Genomic DNA, 2,797 nt, shown 5'->3' with positions numbered 1-2,797 from the left:
CTCCAATCCGAAGTGCGCCAATAAGACCGGCAGGTCCGGGAGGCCGGGTAGCTGACCGCGTCGGCTGAGCGTTGTGGAGCCGGCCTCGGCCGCCGTGTAGATCGGTCCGATCCAGCCGATCCGACGCCGCGGCGTTCTCACCGACGAATTTCTGACCACCATCGCCCGCGAATACCTCACTCGGGGCCGCGGCTACGCCCAGAGCCTGGCCCGTGAGTACTTCGTGACCCCCCGCACGGTGGTCAGTTGGATCGAAAAGGCCCGCGCCCGAGGAATTCTCAGCGCACCGCCCAGTTCCGGTGCCACCGGCGGCCATCTGCTGATCGAGTAAGGGGTATAGATCGCTCGGCGGTCGACGGCCGCTCGACGCCCGGCAGGCGGTCCGGACCACGGCAGGCACAATGAAGTGGTGCGCCTTCCCGTGATGCCGCCCGTGTCACCCATGCTGGCCAAGTCGGTGCCCACCATTCCCGACGGCGCCTCCTACGAACCCAAGTGGGACGGCTTCCGGTCGATCTGTTTTCGCGACGGCGACGAGGTCGAGTTCGGCAGCCGCAACGAACGCCCACTCACTCGCTACTTCCCCGAACTGGTCGCCGCCGCGAAAGCCGAACTGCCGCAACGCTGTGTGATCGACGGCGAGATCGTCATCGCCACCGAGGCCGGGCTGGCCTTCGACTCGTTGCAGCAGCGGGTCCACCCGGCGGCCTCGCGGGTGACCATGCTCGCCGCGGCGACTCCTGCCTCGTTCATCGCCTTCGACCTGCTGGCCCTCGGCGACCGGGATATCAGCGCCGAGCCGTTCGAACTGCGCCGGGCGGCTCTCGCCGAGGCACTGGCCGGCTGCGGGCCGGCGTTTCTCGTCACGCCCGCGACCACCGATCTGGCGACCGCGCACCGCTGGTTCGACGAGTTGGAGGGCGCCGGTTTCGACGGGGTGATCGCCAAACCGCTCACCGGCCCCTACACGCCGGACAAACGGGTGATGTTCAAGGTCAAGCATCAGCGCACCGCCGACTGCGTGGTCGCCGGGTACCGGCTGCACAAGGGCAGCGACGACGCGGTCGGTTCGCTGCTGCTCGGCCTCTACCGGGACGACGGCACCCTGGCGTCGGTCGGCGTCATCGGGGCATTCCCGATGGCCCGGCGTCGCGAGCTTTTCGCCGAATTACAGCCGCTGGTAACCACTTTCGATGACCACCCGTGGCAATGGGCCGGCGGCGCCAACCGAGAGACCTCGCGGTGGAACGCCGGCAAGGACCTGTCCTTCGTGCCGCTGCGGCCGCAACTCGTCGTGGAGGTCCGCTACGACCACATGGAAGGCGACCGGTTCCGGCACACCGCCCAGTTCAACCGCTGGCGCGACGACCGCGACCCGCGGTCGTGCACATACGAACAGCTGGAGCAGCCGCACACCGCGAGTCTGTACGACATCGTGCCGAACCTGCGACGTGCCGAACCGCCGACGAAAGGGCTGACATGACCTCGTTCACACCGCCGGAGCCGGCCGAGGCGCTGGCCCGGTTGGGCATGCCGATGGACGAGGCGATGCGCACCCAGCGCGCGGTCCGGCGGCTACACCTGGACCCGGTGTCCCATGAGGTGCTGCTGCCGCTGCTGGAGCTGTCGCTGCGCGCGCCCACCAGCTCCGACACCCAGGACTGGCACTACCTCGTGGTGGAGGACCCCGCCCAGAAGGCGCGCCTGGCCAAGCTCTACCGGCGGCTCTACCGGCTGTTCAACCCGATCGTCGAGCGGCAGGCGCGCGGTGACGCCCAGCAACAGCGCAACATCGCCCCCGGGCAGTGGCAGGCCGAGCACTTCGCGGAGCTGCCGGTCCTGGTGATCCCCTGCTACCGCCGTGGTCTCAAGCACCGGCCGGTGGGGCATCCGCAGATCTCGGTGGCCTCGTTCTACGGGTCGATTTACCCGGCGGTGCAGAACCTGCTGCTGGCCTGCCGGGCCGTCGGCCTGGGCGCGTCACTGCAGACGCTGCCGATCTGGTGGGTTCCCACCGCACGACGCATCCTGGGCCTGCCCCGCGACATCGTCCCGGTGTGCGTCATCCCGATCGGCTGGGCCAAGGGGCGCTACGGCCCCACCACCCGGCGGCCGATCGGCGAGGTGGTTCACCTGGACCGCTACGGCAATCAGCCCTTCCGCTGATCGTCGTACATTCACAGGGATGTTCACCACCCCCGACCATGCGGCAGGCCGGTTCGCGCCCAGCCCGTCGGCCGATCTGCACATCGGCAACCTGCGCACCGCCGTGCTGGCGTGGCTGTTCGCCCGCTCGACCGGGCGCCGGTTCCTGATCCGGGTGGAGGATCTCGACGACCGCGCCCACGACGACCGCGCCCACGACGACGTAGCCCGCCGCCAACTCGCCGACCTCGCCGCGATCGGAATCACCTGGGACGAGCAACCGCAGTGGCAGTCCGCCCACCCCGATCGCTACAACGCGGTGATCGATCACCTGGCCGGCCAGGGCCTGGTCTACGAATGCTTCTGCAGCAGAAAGGACATCCTCAACGCACCACGGGCGCCGCACGCACCGGAGGGCGCCTATCCCGGCACCTGCCGGCACCTCACCGATGAGCAGCGCGCACAGCGGCGGGCGGCAGGCCGTCCCCCGGCGCTGCGGCTGCGCACCGATCGCGCCGACTACACCGTCACCGATCTGCTGCACGGCAGCTATACCGGAGTGGTCGACGACTTCGTGCTGCGCCGCGGCGACGGGGTGCCGGCCTACAACCTCGCCGTCGTCGTGGACGACGCACACTCCGGTATCGACCAG

The 2,797-nt window shown here is 69.4% G+C and carries 3 protein-coding genes; all 3 read left to right on the top strand.

The genetic code is table 11. From position 1 onward, the window contains the following. The first annotated feature begins 409 nt into the window (after window positions 1–409). Window positions 410–1,483, top strand: coding sequence for an ATP-dependent DNA ligase (locus ADBZ6I_RS16990; protein ID WP_526385926.1), 1,074 nt, complete (start codon window positions 410–412; stop codon window positions 1,481–1,483). Beyond that, window positions 1,480–2,166, top strand: a complete 687-nt coding sequence (locus ADBZ6I_RS16985) for a nitroreductase family protein (RefSeq protein WP_526385924.1) — start codon at window positions 1,480–1,482, stop codon at window positions 2,164–2,166. The genes ADBZ6I_RS16990 and ADBZ6I_RS16985 overlap by 4 nt, the downstream gene beginning before the upstream one ends. Window positions 2,167–2,185: 19 nt before the next feature. Beyond that, window positions 2,186–2,797: glutamate--tRNA ligase family protein (locus tag ADBZ6I_RS16980; RefSeq protein WP_526385921.1), on the top strand; the 612-nt coding region annotated here is incomplete at its 3' end.

The organism is Mycobacterium sp., assembly GCF_044342925.1.
In the GTDB taxonomy this organism is placed as follows: domain Bacteria; phylum Actinomycetota; class Actinomycetes; order Mycobacteriales; family Mycobacteriaceae; genus Mycobacterium.
This window is presented reverse-complemented; position numbering and strand designations above follow the sequence as displayed.